Source organism: Candidatus Microbacterium phytovorans (genome assembly GCA_029202445.1).
In the GTDB taxonomy this organism is placed as follows: domain Bacteria; phylum Actinomycetota; class Actinomycetes; order Actinomycetales; family Microbacteriaceae; genus Microbacterium; species Microbacterium phytovorans.
Genome location: CP119321.1, coordinates 2,179,403 through 2,202,726 on the forward strand (window position 1 = coordinate 2,179,403; position 23,324 = coordinate 2,202,726).

Annotated in this window: 20 protein-coding genes; 4 read left to right on the forward strand and 16 right to left on the reverse strand. The window is 69.9% G+C overall.

All coding sequences use genetic code 11. The annotated features are described in order from the left end of the window. Window positions 1–60 precede the first annotated feature (60 nt). The 14 genes from P0Y48_10345 to P0Y48_10410 form a co-directional block, all read right to left on the reverse strand. On the reverse strand, window positions 61–423 hold the full coding sequence (locus tag P0Y48_10345; GenBank protein WEK12861.1) for a VOC family protein: 363 nt from the start codon (window positions 421–423) through the stop codon (window positions 61–63). 255 nt (window positions 424–678) lie between these two features. Next, entirely contained in the window at window positions 679–1,755 is a 1,077-nt protein-coding gene (locus tag P0Y48_10350) for a class C sortase (protein ID WEK12862.1), read from the reverse strand. Window positions 1,756–1,831: 76 nt separating this feature from the next. Next, complete coding sequence (locus P0Y48_10355) at window positions 1,832–3,304, reverse strand: SpaH/EbpB family LPXTG-anchored major pilin (protein WEK12863.1); 1,473 nt, start codon at window positions 3,302–3,304, stop codon at window positions 1,832–1,834. A 397-nt stretch (window positions 3,305–3,701) separates the two neighbouring features. After that, window positions 3,702–4,334 carry a response regulator transcription factor gene (locus P0Y48_10360; protein WEK12864.1) on the reverse strand — a complete coding sequence of 211 codons (633 nt, stop codon included), beginning with the start codon at window positions 4,332–4,334 and terminating at the stop codon, window positions 3,702–3,704. 373 nt (window positions 4,335–4,707) lie between these two features. Continuing rightward, window positions 4,708–5,193 carry an NUDIX domain-containing protein gene (locus tag P0Y48_10365; protein ID WEK12865.1) on the reverse strand — a complete coding sequence of 162 codons (486 nt, stop codon included), beginning with the start codon at window positions 5,191–5,193 and terminating at the stop codon, window positions 4,708–4,710. A 15-nt stretch (window positions 5,194–5,208) separates the two neighbouring features. Then, a complete protein-coding gene (locus tag P0Y48_10370; protein WEK12866.1) occupies window positions 5,209–6,222 on the reverse strand; it encodes an aldo/keto reductase family protein in 1,014 nt (337 codons plus the stop codon). Window positions 6,223–6,337: 115 nt separating this feature from the next. Further along, window positions 6,338–7,561: a 23S rRNA (adenine(2503)-C(2))-methyltransferase RlmN gene (rlmN, locus tag P0Y48_10375; GenBank protein WEK12867.1), complete on the reverse strand. Its 1,224-nt coding sequence runs from the start codon at window positions 7,559–7,561 to the stop codon at window positions 6,338–6,340. Between the two features lie 30 nt (window positions 7,562–7,591). Continuing rightward, entirely contained in the window at window positions 7,592–9,217 is a 1,626-nt protein-coding gene (locus P0Y48_10380; protein ID WEK12868.1) for an ABC transporter ATP-binding protein, read from the reverse strand. Then, the gene (locus tag P0Y48_10385) at window positions 9,214–9,732 is read right to left on the reverse strand and encodes a transcriptional regulator (protein WEK12869.1); all 519 of its coding nucleotides are present in this window, start codon (window positions 9,730–9,732) and stop codon (window positions 9,214–9,216) included. The genes P0Y48_10380 and P0Y48_10385 overlap by 4 nt, the downstream gene beginning before the upstream one ends. Further along, window positions 9,732–11,159, reverse strand: a complete 1,428-nt coding sequence (locus P0Y48_10390) for a serine hydrolase (protein WEK12870.1) — start codon at window positions 11,157–11,159, stop codon at window positions 9,732–9,734. The genes P0Y48_10385 and P0Y48_10390 overlap by 1 nt, the downstream gene beginning before the upstream one ends. Continuing rightward, window positions 11,156–12,046, reverse strand: a complete 891-nt coding sequence (locus P0Y48_10395; GenBank protein ID WEK12871.1) for an ABC transporter permease — start codon at window positions 12,044–12,046, stop codon at window positions 11,156–11,158. Before P0Y48_10395 ends, P0Y48_10390 begins: the two co-directional genes overlap by 4 nt. Further along, window positions 12,039–12,971, reverse strand: a complete 933-nt coding sequence (locus P0Y48_10400) for an ABC transporter permease (GenBank protein ID WEK12872.1) — start codon at window positions 12,969–12,971, stop codon at window positions 12,039–12,041. The genes P0Y48_10395 and P0Y48_10400 overlap by 8 nt, the downstream gene beginning before the upstream one ends. Beyond that, on the reverse strand, window positions 12,968–14,314 hold the full coding sequence (locus P0Y48_10405; protein WEK12873.1) for a M14 family zinc carboxypeptidase: 1,347 nt from the start codon (window positions 14,312–14,314) through the stop codon (window positions 12,968–12,970). Before P0Y48_10405 ends, P0Y48_10400 begins: the two co-directional genes overlap by 4 nt. Before the next feature lie 106 nt (window positions 14,315–14,420). After that, entirely contained in the window at window positions 14,421–16,004 is a 1,584-nt protein-coding gene (locus P0Y48_10410) for an ABC transporter substrate-binding protein (protein WEK12874.1), read from the reverse strand. Window positions 16,005–16,240: 236 nt separating this feature from the next. Between P0Y48_10410 and P0Y48_10415 the strand changes: the two genes are divergently transcribed. The 3 genes from P0Y48_10415 to P0Y48_10425 all read left to right on the forward strand — a co-directional run bounded on the left by P0Y48_10415 (window position 16,241) and on the right by P0Y48_10425 (window position 20,738). Next, window positions 16,241–17,179: a PRD domain-containing protein gene (locus P0Y48_10415; GenBank protein WEK12875.1), complete on the forward strand. Its 939-nt coding sequence runs from the start codon at window positions 16,241–16,243 to the stop codon at window positions 17,177–17,179. 199 nt (window positions 17,180–17,378) lie between these two features. Beyond that, window positions 17,379–19,235, forward strand: a complete 1,857-nt coding sequence (locus P0Y48_10420; protein ID WEK12876.1) for a beta-glucoside-specific PTS transporter subunit IIABC — start codon at window positions 17,379–17,381, stop codon at window positions 19,233–19,235. 84 nt (window positions 19,236–19,319) lie between these two features. Next, window positions 19,320–20,738, forward strand: coding sequence for a glycoside hydrolase family 1 protein (locus P0Y48_10425; GenBank protein ID WEK12877.1), 1,419 nt, complete (start codon window positions 19,320–19,322; stop codon window positions 20,736–20,738). Between the two features lie 100 nt (window positions 20,739–20,838). On the opposite strand, the gene mmuM is transcribed toward P0Y48_10425, so the two are convergent. Both mmuM and P0Y48_10435 read right to left on the reverse strand, forming a co-directional pair. Further along, a complete protein-coding gene (gene mmuM / locus P0Y48_10430; protein ID WEK12878.1) occupies window positions 20,839–21,696 on the reverse strand; it encodes a homocysteine S-methyltransferase in 858 nt (285 codons plus the stop codon). Window positions 21,697–21,722: 26 nt separating this feature from the next. After that, window positions 21,723–22,574, reverse strand: a complete 852-nt coding sequence (locus tag P0Y48_10435; GenBank protein ID WEK12879.1) for a helix-turn-helix transcriptional regulator — start codon at window positions 22,572–22,574, stop codon at window positions 21,723–21,725. Between the two features lie 73 nt (window positions 22,575–22,647). Here P0Y48_10435 and P0Y48_10440 point away from each other — a divergent pair, with 73 nt between their 5' ends. Beyond that, entirely contained in the window at window positions 22,648–23,286 is a 639-nt protein-coding gene (locus P0Y48_10440) for a LysE family translocator (protein ID WEK12880.1), read from the forward strand. Window positions 23,287–23,324 lie beyond the last annotated feature (38 nt).

Sequence of the window (23,324 nt, forward strand, 5' to 3'; positions counted from 1 at the left end):
GGGTGCGGCCACCGGGGAGCGAGACGTAGCGCGGCCGCCCGCGGAGCGGTGCGAGGCGGGTTACAGGCCGGTCGTGCCCTCGAAGAGGCCGATGTGGTTGCCGTCGGGATCGACGATTACAGCCCACCAGCTGGTCTCGGTGATGTTGCCCTTGGGGAGCGCGACGGAGCCTCCGGCCGCCTCGGCCTGGGCGATCGTCTCGTCGATGGAGTCGACTTCGACGTACGAGCGCGGCTGGGTGAAGCCCTCCGAGCGCGGCGCGAGTCCTCCGCCGCTGATGCCGTTCGGCGCCTGCCACATCGGGTAGCCCTCGAAGCCGGGCATCTCCGCGAGCTGCCATCCGAAGAGCGTCGAGTAGAACGCGGCGCCTTTCGCGAGGTCTGAGACCGGGATGTCGATGTGGGTGATGTCTCCGTGCGCCATGTCGGTCGCCCTTCTCTGTGCGGGTATGTGCGGGTGTGTGCGGCCAGTGTGCTCCCCGCCGCCGACATCCGCCAGGTATCTCGCGGCTCGTCGAGTGGGGATCCGGCGGGTAGGGGTCGAGTGGGGGTCGGGGCCGGATGGGGGTGGGGAAAGTGAGGGGCCGGTATCGCAGGGAGACCGGCCCCTCGGGAGCGCCTTCCCGAAAAGGACGCTCCGGCTCCGCACCGTCGGCTGGGGAGGCGCCGGTGCGGAGAGTCAAGGACGGAGGAGGGCGAGCACCTCCGTGTCGGTGGCGGCAGCAGTGGTGGGACCGCCGTCGTTGTCGCTGTCGGCTTCGCCACCTCCGCCGGTGTGGGCGTCGGTGCGCGTCTCCGCGGGGGACGTCGGCTCGGTGGGCTTCGGCTCGGTGGGCTTCGGATCGGCGGGCTTCGCGGCATCCGCCGTTCGCCGTCGTGGGCGGCCGGCGAGCCACACATACAGTGCGGCGGCGAGGACGACCGCGCCGAGGAGCACGGCCCACCACGGGAAGCCGGGGATGTCGGGCACCTGGCCCGCCGCCTTCACGTCTTCGATGGGCGTGGGCGTGATGCGCTCCCCGGTGACCAGGATGCGCTGGGTGTTGATCCCGAGCGGAGTACAGGTGACGAGGGTGACGAGGTCGTCGCCGCGGACGGGACGCAGCGTCTCGGTCTCCGTCGGCTCGACCACCTGCGTCTCGCGCACCCGGTACGTGAGCGTCTCGCCGAAGATCTCGATCGTCAGGGTGTCGCCGACCTCGACACGGTCGAGGTTCGTGAAGAGCTCGGCGCTGGCGAGACCGCGATGCGCCGTGAGGACGGAGTGCGTCGAGGCGCCGCCGACGGGGAGCGAGGTGCCCTCGAGGTGCCCGACGCCGCGAAGCAGCGTGAGGTCGCTCGTGCCGTGGTAGATCGGGAGGTCCACGGAGATGGAGGGGATCTTCAACCGCCCCATCAGTCCGCCGCTGTTGGCCAGGAGCTGCTCGCCATACGGCGTCTCCGCGTCTTCTTCGGCCTCGGCGGTCGGAACGTGCGAGTTCGCTCCCACGACCGCTTCGCCCGTGAGCCGTGCGTTGTATGCGTGGGCGGCCTCGAGTGCCGCACCGAGTCCATCCGCCGGCAGTTGATCGACCTCGTCCGACAGGGCGGCGATGATCTGCGACTGCTGATACTGCGTGATCCACGCGGCCGCCGTGGGGTAGAGGAGCGTGACCGCGCCGGCGACGAAGATCGCCGCGACGAGGAACGGCACCAGGCGGCTCGGCCTGTGCCGTTCGCGCCGAGCGCGACGTCCCGTGGAGACGGAGGAGGTCATGACGTGGTCCTGTCGGAACCCGGCGGCGGGGAACTCGTCCCCGCCGCCGGTGTTCATCGAACTGTGCTCGAGCCGATCAGCTCAGCGTTGCGTCCGCGTGGCGGCGGCGACGAGCGGCGAGGACCGCCAGACCGACGGCCAGAGCCACGAGGCCGACACCTGCCGACATCAGCACGAGGGTGCCGTTGCCACCGGTGAGGGGCAGGCTGATGGCCGGCTCCTGCGGGTTGGGAACGGCGACCTCGACCGGGGTGGCGAGGGATGCCGCGGAGACGACGACCGCGATCGGCGTACCCGAGGTGATGTAGCCGTCCGGTGCCTCGAGCTCCTTGAGGTAGTACGTCACCGAACCGGCAGCGTCGGCTCCGGCCCACAGGCCGGGGATCACGACGGTTCCGTCGGCAGCGGTGGTGAAGGTGGTCTCACCGTCGACCACGATGGCGTTGGTGCCGGCGTTGGCGTCGGCCTCCGTCGGGTACACGCTGAAGACCGCGCCCGTGAGGACCGCGTTCACGTCGCCCTCGGCGTGCTTCAGGATCTCGACCGCGCCCCAGTAGGTGTTCACGGTGTTGGTGTCGGTGCCGTTGCCGGTGGTCGGCTCGTTGATGAAGACGGTGCCGGTGTTGGGAATGTCGCCCGTGCCGCGCACGATCGTGTCGAGCTCGAGCACGAGGGAGCCGCCCGGGGCGGCCTCCAGCGCGGCGAGGCTCGCGGCGTCGAGGGTGACCGTGACCGTGCCGCCGAGGCCCTCGGCATCCGCGCCGACGTGCGTCTCGGTGAACGTCAGCGGCGTGCCGTCGAGGGTGAGGCGAGCGGGAGCGGTGTACTCCAGGCGACCGTCGAGCGTGTCGACGAAGTGGAACTCGGTGAAGGACTCGCCGTCCGGGAGAGCCGGGACGGTGGCCTCGATCGACCAGGTGACCGTGGAGCCGAGACCCGAACCGTCGGGGTCGTCGACGGTCTTGGCGACCTGCGTGAGCGAGTTCTTCGGGTAGACGTTGACGTCGGAGTTCCACTCGCCGTTGCCGAGCGGGACGGGAACGGTGACGACGAACGGCGCTGCCTCGAGGATGACGTTGGCGGGCGAGCCGTCGGGCAGCGTCGCGCCCGAGGAGTCGGTCTCGACGACCAGGTAGGCCCCGTTGGGGAGGCTCTGCGTCGGCGTCGAGCCGTCGGCCGCCGTCGTGAGGACGATCGGCGTGCCGAGCGCGGTGGCCAGCGACGGGTCTGCCGCGTAGTCGTTCGCCAGGTCCCAGCCCGCCTCGGTCGTGAGGTCGATGTCGGTGATCGGGTACACGGTGAACTCGACGTTGCCGAGGGCCACGAGTCCGGTCGTGTCGATCGGCTCGCCACTGTCGTTGGCAGCGCCGGCGGGCGACGGCTGCTCGAACTTGTGGATGGTGAGCGAGCCCGGGCCGTCCGGGAGGTCGTACGGCGTCGCGGCCATCGCGGGCGCCGCAGCGGCGACCGCTCCGACGAGCGCGAGGGCTGCTGCCCCCGCAGCGGCGGCCCAGCGGCCGGCGCGGCGGTTTCGGATCGAGTGGTTCATGAAGACACTGCTCTTTCTATGTGATGACGGGTTGGTGGGGGTCTGGGGTGGCGCTGCGACGCGGAGTTCGGGTCGGTTCGCATTCGGGTTCGGGTTCCGGAGGCCAGGACGCGGCGGTGCCGACACGTCGAGCACCCATGCCGCGCAGCGCGCGTGAACGAGTGCCTATTGATGAAGACGAGCGAGGTTCCCGAATCTCACGCTCTTTCCCTCCGGTGAATCAGATGAGGGGGTGCGCGCGAGTCGCCGACCGGCTCGCGTTGCCTGCACGACCATAGGGAGCACCGACGAGCACGACCCAGCGGAGGTCAGGGAATCCCTCAGCGCTCAGGGTCTACTCCCGGAGTGCTCACGCGACGGCACCCACAGTGGTGGGGGTATCGGTCGCGGTGCCGTCCTACTGCGGGGGGACGAGACCGTCCTCGACCGCTCGACGGAACAGATCGACCTTCGTCGGGGCGGCGCGATCGGATGCCGCGTACTTCGCTCGGATGCGGCGAATGTGGTCGTGGATGGTCGCGGTCGAGACGAACAGGGCCGCCGCGACCTGATCGGCGGTCTCCCCCGAGGCGTACAGGGTGAGGACCTCGGCCTCTCTCGGTGTGAGCTTGGAACTCACGAAGGGCACGTCGGAGTCCAGTGCCGCCGCCCAGTCCACCGTGGCGACGGGTTCGCCGGCAGCGGCACGGCGGACGGCGGCGACGATGGCCGCGGGGTCCTCGGTCTTCCGGATCATGCCGATCGCCCCCGCTCGCGCCGCCTCGCGCACCAGGTGAGCCCGGTCTCCCGAGGTGTACGCGAGCACGCGCGCGCCGACGGGGTGGAGTCGGCGGATGTTCTCGGCCGGAGAGCTGCCGTCAGCGAGGACGAGGTCGAGCAGGACGACGTCGAGCTTCAGCCGCCACGTCAACAGCTCGGTCACCGTGGCGCCGCTGGCGGCGACCTGGACGCCCGGCTCGGCGGCGAACAGCGCGGTGGTGCCGAGGACCATCGCGGGATGGTCGTCGATGATGCCGATGCGAATGTTCATCCGCCCTCCCACCGCCTCGTCGCGGGTGCGTTCAGCGCACACATTAGTCTTCGCCCGCGTCGCGCGCAGGGGGGGGAGCCGGGGCGGGGCTGGGGAAGCCCGCCCCGGCATGCCCAGTCGCTCGGCAGGGCCGCCGATCCCCCGATCGGCGCTCGCGTGCCCGCAGCGAAGTCGACGCCCGATCGGATTGGGGAGCGTCCGTGCGTCGACGTGCGTGAGCATCCACAGCCAACACGGCCGGAGGCACCGCGATCAAGCCGAACGCGCGAAAGCCCGCACTACTAATGGGCCACGGCGCCGACACGGGCACCGGGCAACCCCCATCAATAGGGGTGCGCTGCCGCGGCCCTCGAATCGGCCGACGGCGGGCGGTTCAGGGAAGCTCGCGCAGCAGGTCGGTCAACCGATCCAGCGCGGGCCGCTGTCCCACGACGAGGTGTTCGCGCGCGGCGGCCACCGGCATCCACTCCGCTCGATCGACCTCGGGAAAGGTCGCACGCTGACCCGAGCGCGGCGGCCACTCGATCTCGAACGTGCCGAATGCGAACTCCGTCGTGCTGAAGGACGCGCCATCGGCGACGAACACCGTCACCCGCTTCCCCGACGAGTAGGCGAATGTGCCGAGTTCGGCATATGCGCCCTCGGATGCCGACGGCGGCTCGACGCCCAGCTCCTCACGGAACTCGCGGCGGGCCGCATCGAGCATCCCCTCGCCGTCCTCCACCTCGCCCTTCGGGATCGACCACGCCCCCTCGTCCTTCGACGCCCAGTACGGGCCGCCCATATGCGCGACGAGCACCGTCACCCCGCCCGCCTCGTCGAGGCGATACAGCAGGATGCCGGCGCTCGTCGCGGGCATGCAGCAGCCGTCCGATCAGGCCGGACGGCTCTTCGGCGACACCGTGTACGTCAGTTCCACGTCGGTCACTGCAGCCGGAGCGAGCGCCGCGTCGATCGCGGCCTTCGTGTCGTCGTCGAGGACGACACCGGAGGCCTTGACGGAGTCCTCGAGCTGCTCGGGGCGCGAGGCGCCGACGAGGGCGGCGGCTACGTTCGGGTTGTGCAGGACCCAGGCGATCGCGAGCTGCGGCATCGTCAGTCCCGCCTCAGCCGCGATGGGCTTCAGCCGCTGCACCGCCTCGAGCACGTCGTCCTGCAGGAAGCGCTGGATGAAGTTCGCCCCGCTCTTCTCGTCGGTCGCGCGTGACCCCTCGGGCACCGGTTGTCCGGGAAGGTACTTGCCGGACAGCACGCCCTGCGCCATCGGCGACCAGACGATCTGCGAGATGCCCAGCTCCTCCGACGTCGGGACGACCTTGCCCTCGATGACGCGCCACAGCGCGGAGTACTGCGGCTGGTTCGACACCAGTTGGAAGCCCAGCTCCTTTGCGAGGGCGTGGCCGTCGCGGAGCTGTTCGGCGGTCCACTCGCTCACGCCGATGTACAGGGCCTTGCCCTGACGGACGATGTCGGCGAACGCCTGCATCGTCTCCTCGAGCGGGGTCTCGTAGTCGTAGCGGTGCGCCTGGTACAGATCGACGTAGTCGACGCCCAGACGGCGCAGCGAGCCGTGTATGCCGTCGAAGATATGCTTCCGGGAGAGGCCCTGATCGTTCGGGCCCTTCTTGCCGATCGGCCAGTAGACCTTCGTGAAGAGTTCGTACTCTGCACGCTCGAGCCCCTTCAGCGCTTTGCCGAGCACGACCTCCGCCGCCGTGTTGGCGTAGGTGTCGGCGGTGTCGAAGGAGGTGATCCCGAGATCGAGCGCCTTGTGGACGGTCGCGATGGCGGCGTCGTCGCCGACCTGAGACGCGTGCGTCACCCAGTTGCCGTAGGTGATCTCCGAGACCTTGAAGCCGCTGTTGCCGAGATAGCGATAGTTGACCATGTGTCCACGCTAGTCGTGCAGCGGAGGGGTGGGCGCGACGTTCATCGGCGTCGTTCTGCGGATCGCGCGTTCGCCGACCCGCACGATGACGCCGACGAGTCGCTCGCCGACCGACCTAGGCGCGGGTCGCGGCGGCCTTGTCCTCTTCGGTGGCGACGAGCTGACCGCACGCGCCGTCGATCTCCTTGCCGCGGGTGTCGCGGAGCGTCGTCGGGATGCCGGCGTCGTTCAGGCGGCGGACGAACTCGTTCTGCACGGGGACGTCGGATGCCGTCCACACCGACCCCGGCGTGGGGTTCAGCGGAATGGGGTTGACGTGCACCCATCCCCGCCCGCGGGCGTTCAGCTTGTCGGCCAACAGGTCGGCGCGCCACGCGTGGTCGTTCATGTCCTTGATGAGTGCGTACTCGATCGAGACGCGGCGACCGGTCTTCTCGAAGTAGTTGCGCGCGGCATCCAGCGCCTCGTCGACCTTCCAGCGCGAGTTGATGGGGATCATCTCGTCGCGCAGGCCGTCGTCGGGCGCGTGGAGCGACAGCGCGAACGTCACGGGGATGTCCTCGGCGGCGAGCTTGTTGATCGCGGGAACGAGGCCGACCGTGGAGACGGTGATGCCGCGCGCGCTCATACCGAGTCCGTGCGCCGGATCGACCATGGCCCGCACCGCGGTGAGCACCCGGTTGTAGTTCGCGAGCGGCTCTCCCATGCCCATGAAGACGATGTTCGTGACCCGCTCGCCCTCGTGGTGCGCGCGCCCGAACCCGCCGTCGGCGATGAGGCGATTGGCGCGGACGATCTGCTCCACGATCTCTGCCGCCGACATGTTGCGGGTCAGACCCGCCTGGCCCGTGGCACAGAAGGGGCAGTTCATGCCGCAGCCGGCCTGACTCGACACGCACAGCGTGATGCGGCCCGGGTAGCGCATGAGCACCGACTCGACGAGGGCGCCGTCGTGGAGCTTCCACAGGAACTTGATCGTGTCGCCCTTGTCGGTCTCCAGCCGCCGCACCTCGGTGAGCAGCGGGGGCAGCATCGCGGCGACGAACTCCTCACGCCCCGCCGCCGGCAGGTCGGTCATGGCCGCCGGATCGGACGTGTAGTGCTGGAAGTAGTGCTTCTCGAGCTGCTTCGCGCGGAAGCCCGGCATCCCGAGCTCCTTCACGCGCTCGACACGCTGCTCGGGCGTCAGATCGGCCAGGTGTGCGGGAGGCATACCGCGCTTGGGTGCCGCGAACTGCAGCAGCGGCTTGCCCTCGGCGTCGGTGCGCTGCGTCCAGCCCTCGGTGCGCGGGCGCACCTGACGGGGGCCGGTCGCGCGCACGGGGGTGGAGTCTTCCATGGGATCCAGGGTAGACGAGGCGCCTGGGCGTCAGCCTGTCGGGACCGCTTCGCGTCGGCGGGCCTGCTCCACGGGATCGGGCACGGGCGACGAGGCAATGAGCGCTCGCGTGTACGGATGCTGCGGCCGCCGCAGCACGTCGACACGCGAGCCCTCTTCGACCACCCGTCCGCGCTGGAGCACCACGATCCGGTCGCAGAGCTCGTCGACCACAGCCAGATCGTGACTGATGAACAGACAGGCGAAGCGGAGTTCGCGCTGCAGGTCGCGCAGGAGGTCGAGGACGGTCGCCTGCACCGAGACATCGAGCGCGCTGGTCGGCTCGTCGGCGATCAGCAGACGCGGCCGCAGCGAGATGGCACGCGCGATGGCGACGCGCTGGCGCTGGCCCCCGGAGAGTTCGTGCGGGTACCGACGGTGCCACGCCGACGGGAGTCCGACCGCGTCGAGCAGCTCGGCCGTGCGCGACCGGAGCACCGCGCCACGCAGCCCCCCGTGCACGCGGAGCGGCTCCTCGATGGAGTCGCCGATCGTGTGGCGCGGGTCGAGCGCGGCGGTGGAGTTCTGGAACACGACACCGACGCGGCGCTTGACGGCCACGGCGCGGCGCCCGCGCACGCGGGCGAGGTCGACGCCGTCGATGCGGACCGCGCCCGACGAGATGGGCGCGAGCCCGAGCGCGCACCGACCGATGGTCGACTTCCCCGAGCCGGACTCGCCGGCGAGGGCGACGATCTCCCCCTCCCCGACGCGAAGGCTCACGTCGTCGACGGCGGCGACCGCGCGGGCTCCACGCCCGTACACGACCGAGAGGGCGTCGACCTCGAGGACGGCCGTCTCGCCGGCGGGTACGGCGCGCTCGGGGGCACCGAGCCGCGGGACGGCGGCCAGCAGCCGCCGCGTGTAGTCGGCCTGCGGCGCGGCGAAGAGCTCACGAACCCCCGCCGACTCCTCCACGCGTCCGTCGCGCATGACCACGACCCGGTCGGCGATGTCGGCGACGACCCCCATGTCGTGGGTGATCATGATGATCGAGGTGCCGATGCGGTCACGCAGCCGCCGGAGCACGTCGAGCACTTCACGCTGCACGGTGACGTCGAGCGCGGTCGTCGGCTCGTCTGCGATGAGGATCTCGGGGTCGCACGCGAGCGCGATCGCGATCATGACGCGCTGGGCCTGGCCCCCGGACAGCTGATGAGGGTAGCTCCCGAGCCGAGACGCAGGATCGGCGATCTCCACCTGCTCCAGCAGCTCGATCACTCGCGCGCGGCGCTCCGACCGGGTCATCCCGGGTCGGTGGACGATCAGCATCTCCTCGATCTGCGAACCGATCGTGAAGACGGGATCGAGGGCGCTCCCCGGGTCCTGGAAGACGACGCCGATGCGGGTGCCGCGCACGGCCTCGCGCTGAGCGGGATTCATGGCCAGGAGGTCGTCGCCGTCGAGCAGTGCGGTGCCGCGCACACGCGCCCCGCGCGGAAGGAGGCCGACGAGCGAGAGGGCGGTCACGCTCTTGCCCGAGCCCGACTCCCCCACGAGCGCCACCACCTCGCCGCGATCCAGCGTGAACGACACGTCGCGCACCGCGTGGACCGTCTCGGCTCCCACGACGAAGTCGACCGACAGACCGGCCACCTCCAGCAGCGCGCCGCTCACGAGGCGTCGTCCTCGTCGGCGCCGGAGTCCCGGTAGGCCTCCCAGTCGCTGAGCATCTTGCGGTGATAGCCGACGAGCCACACCATGTAGCGCCGCGCGTTGTTGAGCCGCGTGCGCGGGCCCACGGCGTCGGGCGCCACGGCATCCAGTCCGTACTCGATCGTGGAGGTGATGCGACGGGCGTAGTCGCGCTCTCCGGCGAGGAAGCTGCCCCAGACGTCCTCCTCCACGCGGAAGTAGCGACTGCGGTCGCCCGGCAGGGAGTGCGGCTTGAGGAAGCCGAGGCTCACCAGCGCCCGCGTGGACATCGAGACGGCACCGGCGCTCGCGCCGAGCATGTCGGCGATCTGGGCCGACGAGAGGAACGGGCGATCGACGATGAGGAGCAGCCCCAGGACGCGGCCGTCCATGCGGGGGTTGCCGGCAGCTCCCCACGCGAAGGCGAAGTCCTCGACGAAGGTGCGCAGCTCCTCGGGAAGATCGAGGGTCGCCACGTCGTCCGTGCCTGGGTCCATCACAGTGCCATCCCCTCCAGGAGCCGACCGGGCTCGGGCTGAGCCATCGCGTCGGTGAAGACGTCGAACGGCCACATCGTCATGCCGCTCCACGTGATCGATTCCACCGCACCCGAGCCGCTTCGCGCCACCTCCACCGGCTCGCCTGCAGCGCCGAAGCTGGCGCGCGCGGGCATGCGGAGTGTGCCGTCGGCATCCGTCTCCACCTTCTCGGCGAAGCGGGCGGGATCGTCGAGCTGCGGGTGGAGCGCGAAGGTCGCACCGCCCAGGTGGGCCAGGTCCAGCACCGACCACAGGCTCGCGTAGCGTCCCTCGACCCCGTCGACGCGGTCGTCGTCGTCGGCGTGCGACAGCGCCAACCGCAGCAGCGCGACGGCGCCGGTCGCCAGCGTGTCGGCGGGCCCGTCGATCGCGTTCGTGAAGACGCTCACGACGAGGTCGTTCTCCGGGTCGAGCCACGTGCGGGTGATGTGACCGGGGTAGCCGCCGCTGTGCCCGACCAGCAGGTCGCCGTCGAGCTCGAACAGCTCGAAGCCGAGACCGTAGTGCCGGTGGGCGCCGCCGATGTCGATGCGGGAGACGCGGTACTGCGCCTGACGCTTGCTGTCGTCGCCGAGGAGGCGGTCATCGCCCAGCGCGTGGGCGGCCAGGTAGGCGGTCGTCTCGGTGGCCGTCGAGAACCACCCGGTCGCCGCAGCCATCGCCCGCGTGTCGACGTGCGGGATCACGCGCCGGGTGCCCTTGAGCGCGAAGCGCGCGGTGTGACCGGCGGCGTACTCGTCTGCCCGCGCCGACTGCCACTCCGAGCCAGACCGCTCGAGGCCCAGCGGCCGGCAGATGTTCTCGCGGGTGAAAGTGTCGTAGTCGGTGCCGGAGGCCGCCTCGATGATGAGTCCCAGGACCGAGTAGGCGACGTTGGAGTACTTGAAGTGCTCGTTGCGGGCGAAGATGCGCCCCTCGGCCCGGCAGATGTCGACGATGCGCTCCCGGTCGGGGAAGGCCGCCCCGCGCTGCCAGTAATCGGCGTCGCGGCCGTCGCGCACGACGCCGCCCTGGTGGGCGAGCAGCTCGCGCACCGTGATGGATGCCAGGTCGGAATCGGCCAGTTCGGGCACCCACTGGGAGACCGTGTCGTCGAGTCGGAGCGCGCCGCGCTCGGCCAACTGGAAGACGGCGGTCGCGGTGAACGTCTTCGAGTGCGACGCGATGCGGAAGAGGCTCTCGGTGGTCAGCTGCTCGCCGGTCTCGAGGTCGGCCGAGCCCCAGGCGAACTCCAGGACGAGCTCGCCCCGGTAGCGGATCGCGGCCTGGATGCCGGGCACCTCGCGGTGCTCGCCGGCGAACGCGAACCACCGCGCCGCGTACTCGGCCGCGCTGCGTACGGCATCCCGTCGACGGGCATCCACATCGGGAGGGGTCACGGTCACAGTCGGCGTCCTTTCGGGTCGAGCGCATCCCGCAGGATGTCGCCAAGGGTGATGAGCGCGAACACCGTCACGCTGAGGAAGAGGGCGGGGAAGACGAGCATGTGCGGGGAGCTCCCGAAGTACGACTGGGCGTTCGCCATCTGCAGCCCCCACGAGATCGAGGGCGATCGCAGGCCGACGCCGAGGAAGGTCAGAGTCGACTCGGCCACGATGATGCTGCCGACCATGGTCGCGGTGATCGCCAGCACGGGTCCGATCGCGTTGGGCACGACGTGCGTGACGAGGGTGCGCGTGTGGGAAATGCCCATGGCCCGCGCGGCGCTGATGTAGTCCATGTTCCGCACGGTCCGCACCGAGGTGCGCACGAGCCGCGCCAGCGTCGGCCAGCTGAACGCCGCCAGCACGACCGCCACGACGAGCGGCGTGCGCTCCCCCACGCTGTTGAGCACGATGATCGCGCCGAGGATGAACGGGAACCCGAGGAAGACGTCGGTCAGGCGCGAGATGAGGATGTCGGCGAAGCCGCCGAAGTAGGCGGCGAGGGTACCCACGACGATCGCGATCGCCAGGGCGATGACCGTGGCCGTCACACCGATGAACAGCGACGTGCGCGCCCCGTGGATGACGTTCGCGTAGATGTCGCAGCCCTGCAGATCGGTGCCGAAGACGTGCGCGGCGTTCGGGGGCAGCTTGCTGTCGCGCAGTTCGCACGCGCGCGGATCGGGCTGACCGAACAGACCGCCCACGGCATCCGGGAAGAGCGAGATCACGGCAAGCACGGCGAGGATGGCCGCGCTGATCCAGAACAGCGGTCGGCGGCGCAGGCTCGTCCACACGCCCCGGCTGACGGTGACGTGTTCGAGGGCGGCCGCGGCGGTCTCAGTCATGACGGCTCCGAGGGTCCAGCAATGAGTTGAGGAGGTCGACCACCACGTTGAGGATGAGGAAGATGAGGATCAGCGTCGTCCCCACCCCCACGACGGTCGGACCTTCGTGCGTCCGGATGGCGCTGAAGAGCAGCTGACCGATGCCGGGGAGGTTGAAGATGCCCTCCACCACCACCGCTCCCCCCAGCAGGAAACCGAGGTCGATCGCGACGAAGGTGAGCACGGGGGCCACCGAGTTGCGCATGACGTGCAGCCCGACGATGCGCCGCCCCGGCATCCCCTTGGCCCGCAGGGTGCGGACGAAGTCGGACTCCATCGAGTCGATGACGCTGCCGCGCATCAGGCGGGCGATCGAGGCGAGGCCGAACAGAGCGATGACCGTGGCCGGGAGGATGTAGGCGACGGGCCACCCGGCATCCGTGCCCGCGATGGGCAACCAGCCCAGGTGGAGTCCGAACACGAGCTGGGCGGAGACGGCCACGACGAAGATGGGGATCGAGGTGGCGAGGATCGTGCCGAACAGCACGGTGCGGTCGATCGCGCTGTCGCGGCGCAGCCCCGCGATCAGGCCGAGCGCCACCCCGATGACGACCTCGATGACCCAGGCCGTCAGGGCGAGCGTGATCGTCACGGGCCAGCGCGAGGCCATCCGGTCGGCGACGGGAACGCCCGAGAAGGTCGTGCCGAGGTCGCCGGTGAACAGACCTCCGAGGTAGCGCAGGTACTGCTGCCAGAGCGGATCGTCGAGGTGGAACTGCTCCCGCAGCTGCGCCACGACGTTGTCGGGCAGCGGACGGTCGCCGCCCAGCGCGGCGATCGGGTCACCCGGGAGTGCCCACACGGTCGCGTAGATGATGAACGTCACGCCGACGAAGACGAGGGCGAACTCCGCGATGCGTGCGCCTATGCGGCGCGCGAGGATCATCCGTGCCTCCGTCTCACCGTCGCCAGCACGGCAGCCAGCTGCACACCCACGAGCGCCGACACGGGAGCCGGCACCAGGTCGGTGTCGGTCTCTGCGGCGAGCCACTCCCGGAAGATGCCCTCCAGTTCGATCGAGGCCGACCGCACCGCCTCCCCGGCCACGCCGGCCTCGACCTCGACGGCGAGCGCACGACGAAGGATGCCGCCGAAGCGGAGCCGGAAGGTGCGCACCACTTCGCGGTTGCCGAAGACCTCCGCGACGGTCGCGGCGCGGTTCAGGGCGGGGTCCGCGAGGCGGGCACGCTCGGCACGCGCCGCTTCGCCCATGCCGGGCACGAACGCCTCGCTGGCGCGGCGGAAGGGCGAATCGATCACCAGCGCCGGGCGCACGGCATCCAGGATCCGCCGAAGGAGAACGTGCAGCTCCTCGAGCCCGTCGGCCTTCTCGGCGATGACGTCGCGGTACACGCGCGACGTGGGCGTCGTGTCGGCGGCGTCGGGATGCGTCCAGTACGGAAGCTCGGCGATCATCGTCGTCGTGCCGTAGCGCTCCAGGTAGTCGGCGGTGCCGGCCCCGCCCGAGCGTGTCTCCGGGGGAAGTCCGAGCGCCTCGCGGTGGTCGTAGCGTTCGCGGGCGAGGGGGGCGCGGAAGACCGCGTCGTCGAGCCGGGCCAGCCCGTCCATCTCGGGCTCGCCGACGTCCAGCGGCAGGTCGAACGCCGCGGGGAGGTCGCGGAGCTCGCGGGCGAGGGTGGTGTCGTGCTCGTTCAGGTAGAAGTACACCCCGCCGAACTCGGCGTTGTGCAGGCCGACGAAGACGTCGGGGCGGACGCGGTCGAACAGCGCCATGAGAGCGCGGGTCTCGGGGATCGGGTGGTCGAACCACGCCTGCTTGTAGTCGAAGGGGAACGACCACTCCACCTGCTCGGCGGGGGCGGGGCGGTAGAACCCGGTGAAGTACGAGAGACGATCGGCCGAGCCGAACCACGACTCGTTCAGACGCGCGCCGTCGGGGTCGGCGCAGGGCATGATGTGCCACGTGGCATCGAGCGCGGCCAGTTCGGGCGCTTCCAGGAGGAGTCGTACGAGGTGCTGCACCGTGCGGAACCCGATGGGCTCGTTCGGGTGGACGCCGCCGGCGATGACGACTTGCAGCGGCCCGTCGCCGAGGGCGAAGTGATCGATCGGCGAGCCGAGACGCGACTGGCCGATGACGGCGTGGCGGATGCGGTCGGGGTTCTCGTCGCGTCGTGCCAGCAGGTCGGCACGCAGTTCGTCGATCGTCGGGAAGCCGTCGATCGGCGGCAGTCGCCGGGCGAGTGCGAGGAGCGGATCGTGCGTCATGGAGAGCTCTCGTGACGGGGTGTAGCGGGGGAAGGGGGAAGGGGGAAGGGGGTAGGGGGAAGGGGGTGCGGAGCGCCCCGGGGGGTGGGCGCTCCGCACCGCCGCGTCAGTCGCCGAGGACGATCGACCGGTAGGTGGGGTTGCCCACCGGCGATGTCACCAGGTCGGCGACCCGCTCCGAGGTGACGTAGGAGTACTTCTCGAAGAAGAGCGGCACGGCCGGGAACTCGGCCTGGATCAGCTCCTGCACCTTGGCGTACGCCGAGCCGTCGGTCGACAGGTCTGCGTCGGCGGTCGCGATCGCCGCCGCGACGTCGTCGCTGTACCAGGGGATGCAGTTCGTGCACCCGCCGCCTTCGATGAAGAAGACCCGGAGCGTCGCCTGCTGGCTCGGGTAGAGCGCACCCCAGCGCGAGAAGAACGGACCGTCGATGTTCTCGTCGTTCCGGTTCTGCAGGAACTCGGCCCAGTCGGCGCTCGGCTTGGCGGTCGCCTCGATGCCGAGGTTCTGGCGCAGCTGGTTGGCGATGGCCTCGTAGAGCGGGTCGAGTCCGCTGCCGCCGGGGTAGTAGATCTCGAGCGGGCCGTCGAAGCCGCCGGCCTCGTCGAGCAGGGCCTTCGCGGCATCCGGGTCGTACTCGCAGTACTCTCCGCAGATGCCGGTCGGGGTGCCGGGCTCGATCGCCGGGGTCCAGGCGGTGGCCGGGTCGTAGGTGCCACCGTAGATGACGTCGATGATCGCCTCGCGGTCGATGGCCATCGAGATCGCCTGACGCACGCGGATGTCGCTGTACGCGTCGTTCCACAGCGGGAGGCCGAGGAAGGAGATGCCGGGCGCTTCGAACGAGTAGAGGCGGTCGCCGAAGTCGCTGCCGGCCTGCGTCAGCTTGGACGCGGGAACACCGGCGACGTCGAGGTTGCCTGCCAGCACGTCGGTGTAGGCCGTCTCGCTGTCGGTGTAGGGCACGAACGTGATGCGGTCGACGGTGGGCTTCTCACCCTGGTAGTCGTCGTACGCCTCGAGCACGATCGGCTCGTTCTCGACGTAGTCCTCCGCGAACGCGAACGGACCGTTGCCGATCGGGTGGGTGTTGTACGCGTCGAAGTCCTCGAGCGCCGAGGCGGGCATCGGGAACATCGCCGTCTGGGCCTGCGTGACCTGCAGCGGGAACTGGCTGTCGGCGCCGGTGAGCTCGACCGTGAAGGTCTGCTCGTCGACGACGGCGAGGCCCGACATCTCGGTGGTCGACGGCTCGCCCTCGGCGGGGTTGAGGTCGGCGTAGCCGGCGATGTTGGCGAGCTGACCGGAGTTCTCGAACGCGTTCGGTCCGTAGGCGACCGCGTTCCAGCTGTCCACGTAGGCCTGCGCCGTCACCGGCGTGCCGTCTTGGAAGGTCCAGCCGTCGCGGAGCGTGACAGTCCAGGTGATCGCGTCGTCGGACTCGATGGACTCGGCCTGGACGTACTCGAGCGTGCCGTCCGACTCGAGGAACGCCAAGGGTGCCCAGACCGCCATGTTGACGTCGTAGGCGACCGACTGGCGGCCGGGGATGATGAGCTGCGGGTCGGTGGCGGCGACGCGGATCTCCGTGGGTGCGTCGTCGGTGGGTGTGGTGCCGCCGCTGCACGCGGACAGCGCGAGGGCGGTGACGGCGGCGGCTGCTGCCACCGCGAAGAGCCTCTTGTTCATTTTTCCTCACAAAGGAATCACTGAGACAGGGATGGTGCGGGACACGGTGCCGGGTTGTCAGCACGGGCCGGGCTGCGCGGGCCGCGGCGGCGCGTACGGGGTGTGTACGTACGCTCACCATAGGGGCTGTGCTTTTCGAACTTTCAATACGAAATGAAACCTTTACATTTCGGAAACGCGCCGCAGGATGCGGCGGAGTGCCTGTCTGCGCGGCGGCGCCTCCTAGAATGCTCGGCATGAGCACCCCCGGCGATGCCGCCCCCTCGGGGCCGGCATCCGCGCCCTCGCGACCGCCCGTCGCGCACCCCGTTCCGGTGCACCGAGTGCTCAACAACAACGTCGTGATCGCGATCGACGAATCGGGGCGCGAGCGGGTGCTCATGGGCCGGGGCCTCGGATTCCAACTGAAGCCGCACGACGTGATCGACCCGTCGAAAGTCGAGAAGACGTTCATCCTCGACGCCGGCGCGCAGGGCGAGCGCGAGCGACGGCTGCTCGTCGACGTGCCGTACGCCACGATCGAGGCCGTCACCCGCGCCGTCGACGAGGCGGAGCGTATGCTCGGGCGACACCTCGACCGCCACCTGACCATTGCCGTGATCGACCACGTCCACTACGTGCTCGAACGTCTCGACCAGGGGCTCCGCATCCCGACCACCTCGATGCCGGAGCTGCGCGTGCTCTACCCGCACGAGTTCGCGGCGGCGGATCGCATGGCCGCCTCCCTCGCGGCATCCCTCGGTCGCCCGCTTCCCCCCGAGGAGGCGGTGTTCCTCACGATGCACCTCCTCAACGCGACGCGCGACGAGCCCAACGGCACCGCCGCCCTGCTGCTGCGCCGCCTGCAACACGTCGTCGACGTCGTCGAACAGCGACTGGGGGTGACCCTGGATGCCGGGAGCGCCGACTACGCGCGGTTCATCCTGCACGTGCAGTTCCTGCTGCAGCGGCTCGTCAACCGCACGATGCTCGTGGGCAACGACAGCTCGTTCTTCGAGTTCGCCAAGCACAGCTACCCGCAGTCGCACGCCATCGCCGAAGAGGTCAAGAAGTACGTCTTCGCCGCGACGGAGGCCGCCCTCACCGACGAGGAGGTGCTGTACCTCATCGTCCACGTCGAGCGCCTGCGGTCTCAGGTCACCACTGGCGGCAGCGCGGGTCCTGTGGTAACTTGACCTCCGCAGGACCCCGTCCTGCCGAGATCTCCGGATCGTTACCGCGACAGCGGGCGAAACCTGGACTCACATCACGACCGATTCCGATCGGCTCGAGGTGAACGAGTCCAGGTTATTTTTTTGCCCGAAAGCAGGCGGTCCGGCCTCGCGAGAACCACAGGAGTGCCGCAGAGCTGCGGCGAAAGGAAGGCGGATCCCAATGGCGGATTACGCAAAGACCGCGGCCGGCGTCCTCGCCGGAGTCGGCGGCGAGGAGAACGTGCAGTCGCTCGTACACTGCGCGACACGGCTGCGATTCGTTCTCAAGGACGAGTCCAAGGCGAACGCGACCACGCTGCGGGCGACCCCCGGCGTGATCACGACGGCGCAGGCCGGTGGCCAGTACCAGGTCGTCATCGGCAACGACGTGCCGGAGGTGTTCGCCGAGATCGGCAAGATCTCCGGGATCGGCGGGGCCGGCGGCTCCGACACCCCGGCCGGACCGAAGGGCAACCTCTTCAACCGGTTCATCGCGATGATCTCGGCGATCTTCACGCCGCTGCTGTGGGCGCTGGCCGGCACCGGCCTCCTGAAGGCGTTCCTCGCCGCCGCCGTCACGTTCGGCTGGATCGACGCCACGACGAGCACCTACGTCGTGCTGAACGCCCTCTCCGACGCGTTCATCAACTTCCTTCCGCTCGCACTCGCCTTCACGGCCGCGCGCTACTTCAAGGCCAACGAGTTCACGGCATTCGCGATCGCCGCCGCACTCCTCTACCCGACGATCACTCCGCTCGTCGGCGCCCCCGACCTGACGTTCTTCGGCATCCCCTTCACGATGGTCACCTACGTCTCCAGCGTCATCCCGATCATCGTCATCGTGTGGCTGCAGTCCCACGCGGAGCGCTTCCTCTACGCGAAGCTCCCCGGCGCGGTGCGGCGCTTCGTCACCCCGATGATCGTCGTGCTGCTCGCCGTGCCGATCGTCTTCGTCGTCATCGGTCCGATCTCCGCCGTCCTCAGCGGCTGGCTCGGCAACGGCATCGGCTGGGTGTTCGAGTACGTGCCGTGGCTGGGTGGCGCGATCATGGGCGGCCTGTGGCAGGTCTTCGTGATCTTCGGTCTGCACTGGGGTCTCGTGCCGCTGTTCACGCTCGAGTTCCAGACCACCGGACAGATCCTCCTCGTCGGCCCCGTGTTCGCCGCCGTGCTCGCGCAGGCCGCCGCCGTCGCCGGCGTCTGGGTGCGCGCCCGCAACAAGAGCCTCAAGTCGCTCGCCGCGCCCGCGACGCTGTCCGGCTTCCTCGCCGGCATCACCGAGCCCGCGATCTACGGCATCAACCTGCCGCTCAAGCGCCCGTTCGCCTTCGGCATCGTCGGCGGTGCGATCGGCGGCGCGATCATCTCGATCGGCGGCGTCTTCTCGACCGCGTTCGTCGTGCCCTCCGGCCTGGCGCTTCCTGCCCTGTTCGGCAACGGCAACATGATCATGCTCACCATCGGCCTGCTCGTGGCGATCGCCGTGCCGTTCCTCCTCACCGCGATCGTGGGCTTCAAGGAGCCCGAGGAGGCAGCCGCTCCCGCGCCCGTCGCCGCCAACGACGTCGCGATCCTGAGCCCCGTCGACGGCACCGTCGTGCCGCTCAGCGAGGTGCCCGACGCGGCCTTCGCCGACGGCTCGCTGGGTCGCGGCGTGGCCGTGCAGCCCCGCTCGGGTGCCGTGTACGCGCCGTTCGACGGCATCGTCGTCGCCGCGTTCCCCACGGGCCACGCGTTCGGCCTCCGTCACGCCGACGGCGCCGAGCTGCTGATCCACATCGGCATCGACACGGTCAAGCTCGGTGGGGAGCACTTCTCCACCAAGGTGACCGCGGGCCAGCAGGTGAAGGCCGGCGACCTCCTCGTCGAGTTCGACGGCGACGCGATCGAGAAGGCCGGCTACGACCTGACGACGCCGGTCATCGTCACCAATCCCGACCTGTACCCGGAGATCACCGCGTCGGCGGCCGGTCCGATCGCCCACGGTGAGCCGCTGTTCACCGCCGTATCGGTCGACTTCCTCGCCATCGCGAAGTAACCCGCGTACCCCGCATCAGCGGGTGGGATGCCGAGAGCGCTTGCTCCGGCATCCCACCCGCCCCTCGAACAGGAGACATCCCACATGAGCACCACCCGCTTCCCCGACGGCTTCCTCTGGGGCGGCGCGACCGCCGCGAACCAGGTGGAGGGCGCGTACCTTGAGGACGGCAAGGGCCTCTCGATCCAGGACGTCATGCCGAAGGGCATCATGACGCCGCGCACCGACGGCCCCACCGATGACAACCTGAAGCAGGTCGGCATCGACTTCTACCACCGCTACGCGGAGGACATCGCCCTCTTCGCCGAGATGGGCTTCACGACGTTCCGGTTCTCCATCGCGTGGAGCCGCATCTTCCCCCAGGGCGACGAGACCGAGCCCAACGAGGCCGGTCTGGCGTTCTACGACCGCGTGCTCGACGAGCTCGAGAAGCACGGCATCGAGCCGCTCGTGACCATCTCGCACTACGAGACCCCCCTCCACCTCGCCGAGAAGTACGACGGCTGGGTCAACCGCGACCTGATCGGCTTCTACGAGCGCTACGTCCGCGTGCTGTTCAGCCGCTACGGCGCGCGCGTCAAGTACTGGCTGACCTTCAACGAGATCAACTCGGTGGTCCACGCGCCGTTCATGTCGGGCGGCATCAACACGCCCAAGGAGCAGCTGTCGAAGACCGACCTGTACCAGGCCGTCCACCATGAGCTCGTGGCATCCGCCCTGGCGACCAAGATCGCGCGCGAGCTCGCACCCGACGCGCAGATCGGCTGCATGGTGCTGTCGATGCCGGTCTACCCGCTCACGCCCGACCCCGACGACGTCTTCGCCGCGCTCACCACCGAGCGCGTGAACCTCGCGTTCGGCGACATCCACGTGCGCGGCGAGTACCCGGGGTACTACCTGCGGAGCCTGCGGGAGCAGGGCGTCGAGCTCGTCATCAGCGACGAGGACCGGGCGCTGCTGAAGGAGCACACCGTCGACTTCGTGTCGTTCAGCTACTACTCCTCGATCTGCGAGACCGCCGACGACGACAAGCGCGTCATGGGCGAGGGCAACCTCTTCGGCGGCGTGAAGAACCCGACGCTGAAGGAGTCGGAGTGGGGCTGGCAGATCGACCCGGTCGGGCTGCGCCTCGTGCTGAACCAGTTCTGGGACCGCTGGCAGAAGCCGCTGTTCATCGTGGAGAACGGTCTCGGCGCGAAGGACGAGCTCGTCGAGATCGACGGCGTGAAGACGGTCGTGGACGACTACCGCATCGCCTACCTCCAGGCGCACCTGGATGCCGTCGGCGAGGCGATCGAAGACGGCGTCGACCTGCTCGGCTACACGACGTGGGGCTGCATCGATCTCGTGTCGGCCTCCACCGCGCAGCTCAGCAAGCGCTACGGGTTCATCTACGTCGACCGCAACGACGACGGCTCGGGCACGCTGGACCGTTTCAAGAAGAAGTCCTTCGACTGGTACGCCGAGGTCATCCGCACCAACGGCGCCAGCCTCTCCGCCTGATCCCCCTCTCCCCTCCTCGGGCAGGCCACCTGAAGGTGGCGCAATCGGTCGCCTCCGCTCCCGGCGAAGCGACAGATTGCGCCACCTTCTTCGCGTCGGTTCACCCGTGGACGGCGTCGGCGAGGGCGGCGATGTGCGCTGGGGTCGTGCGGCAGCAGCCGCCGACGAAGCGCGCACCCGCGGAGATCCACGCGCGGGCGTCGCGAGCCGGGATGCCGGGGGCACCGCGCCACCGTCGCGCCTCGGCATCCCACGTCTCTCCGCTGTTCGGGTAGGCGACGAGCGGGGTCCCCGCGGGGGCCAGCGCCAGCGCCGCGGGCACGCGCTCGGGCGGACAGCAGTTGACCCCGACCGCGACGACCCCTCGCGCCGACGCGGCGATGCGCAGCGCCTCTTCCAGCAGAGCGTCGGTGAACGCGTCGCTGGCGGCGGAGAGACTGATCCAGGCGGGGATGCCGAGGCCGTCGATCTCGGAGACGAGCGCCTCGACCTCTTCGATGCACGGGATCGTCTCAACCGCCAGCACGTCGGGCGCCGCGTCGGCGAGGGTGTGGAGGCGACGGCGGTGCCACTGCGCGAGATGATCGACGCTCACCCCGTAGTCGCCGCGGTACTCGCTGCCGTCGGCGCGCGCGGCACCGAAGGGTCCGACGGATGCCGCAACAAACCCCTCGCCGGCGTCACGGGCGAGGGCGACGCTGCGCGCGAGCAGCGCGGTGACCTCGTCGTCGTCGATGCGCCCGCCGTACGCGAGCTGATAGGAGCAGGTGATGAGCACGTCGGCGCCCGCCGCGGCGAACTCGGCGTGCGCACCCCGCACCTCGTCGGGATCGTCGCGCAGCAGTCGCGCAGACCACAGATCGGAGCTCAGGTCGTTGCCGCGCGCCTCCAGGAGCGTGCCGAGTCCGCCGTCGAGCACGAGCGGGCCACGCCGCAGCGCGCTGGACAGATCCCTCATGACGACACGCTAGCGGGCGCGCCGCCTCACCAGTCCCATCGGATGAGATGGGCCGCGGGCCGCGGCTTCTGGATCGCGAGCGCGGCGCTCCCGTCGGGGCCGACCTCGAGCGATCGGAGCGCTCGACGCGAGCCGAACGGTCGATCCTGCACGCACCGCAGCACGCGCACCGGCCGCACGCGCGGGTCGAAGTTGACCCGCAGCGTGTACAGATCGGTCGGCGTCTGGAACCCGGTGCCCGCGTAGTCCACGGGCGGCGCCGTGTCGAACACGGGGCGCCGCAGGCGCGAGAAGCGCAGTGTGCCGATCTCGTGTTCCCGCACGGGTCGGTGGAGCGCGAGTTGCACGACGCGCACGCCGTCGCCGGCCGTCACGTCGTCGGCCACCGAGCATCCCTCCAGGTCGACGATCTCCGGATCTCGGAGCGCGGGATCCGGAACGCTCACGACGTACACGTGGGTGAGCGTGCCGCTGCGGGACTTGAGCGCGACGCGCGTCGTCTCCCGCACCCGCAGCCGCGCCGTGCTCACCTGCACCGTCTCATCGACGTGGAGGAGAGTCGCGGATGCCGCGAACTCACGCATCTCGTCGGCATACGGCACCGGGCCGAAGGTGATCTCACCGCCCGTCTCCCGAGGAGGTGTCGCCCACGCCGCCAGCACGCGCCCGCTGCTCACCGGGTCGAGGTCGAGCGCGGCCGTGATGCGGGCGAGCGTCTCCGGTCGGGGCCGCACGGTGTTCGCCCGCTCGAGGGACCGGAGCGTGCGGACGCTGACCCCCGCGCGCTCCGACAGGAGCTCCTGACTGATCCCCAGATGCTGGCGCGTGCGGCGGATCGCCCGCGCGGCCGCTTCCTGCATCGCCGCCTGCCGTCGCATTCTCGTGTCTTCTGTCACATCCATAGACGACGCGCGAACACCGAGAACCTGACGACGGTCTACGCTCTTCGCTGTGGTGCCTCTCGACAATCTCCTCGCCTTCACGGTGGCTGCGCTCGTGCTGATCGTCATCCCCGGACCGGCCGTGCTCTTCTCGGTCGGTCGCACGCTGGCGCTCGGCCGGGCGGGCGGACTGCTCAGCGTCGCCGGCGTCACCCTCGCTCTCGTGCCGATCGTCGCGCTGGTGGCCCTCGGCGTCGGCGGCATCATCGCGCGGTCGGTCGAGCTGTTCACGGCGCTGAAGATCGTCGGCGCGCTGTACCTCATGTACCTCGGCGTGCAGGCGATCCGTCACCGCAAGGACGCCGCCCGAGAGGTCGAGGTCGCCCGCCTCCCCCGCTCGCACGCGCGTCAGCTGTGGCAGGGGTTCCTCGTCGGCGTCACCAACCCGAAGACCATCGCCTTCTTCGTCGCCGTGCTGCCGCAGTTCGTCGACGTGCACGCCGGGGCCGTCGCCTGGCAGATGATGGAGCTCGGGCTCGTCTTCGCGGTCATCGCCCTCGTCTCCGACAGCGTGTGGGTGTTCGCCGCCGCCGCCGCGCGGACCTGGTTCGCGCGTTCACCGCGACGCATCGAGACGCTCACCGCGACGGGCGGCACGATGATGATCGGGCTCGGCGGAGTGCTGCTGGTCACCGGCCAGAAGCACTGACGTGCAGGAGCCGTTCATCCGGCACTGAGAGGATGGAT